The sequence below is a fragment of the Pseudoalteromonas sp. 5Ae-yellow genome (genome assembly GCF_014077565.1).
Taxonomy (GTDB): Bacteria; Pseudomonadota; Gammaproteobacteria; order Enterobacterales; family Alteromonadaceae; genus Pseudoalteromonas.
This window is the reverse complement of the sequence record NZ_JACGWD010000243.1, coordinates 1-209: the sequence shown is the minus strand read 5'-3', so window position 1 is coordinate 209 and position 209 is coordinate 1. Positions and strand designations below refer to the sequence as shown.

The window sequence follows — 209 nt, the reverse complement described above, 5'->3', positions numbered from 1 at the left end:
AAACAACTGCAAGGTGAGCTGCAAACCAAGCAATATAGGGCACAACCTGTCAAACGGGTGGAAATACCCAAAGATGATGGCGGTGTCAGAATGCTAGGTATCCCCGCAGTTCGAGACCGAATAGTGCAACAAACACTATTGAACATACTCCAACCGATATTCGACATCGACTTTCACCCATCGAGTTATGGGTACAGGCCGAAACGAAG

General features: G+C 47.4%; 1 pseudogene. It reads left to right on the top strand.

From position 1 onward, the window contains the following. Window positions 1-209: pseudogene (locus H4J63_RS20090) on the top strand (group II intron reverse transcriptase/maturase); the annotation flags it as partial.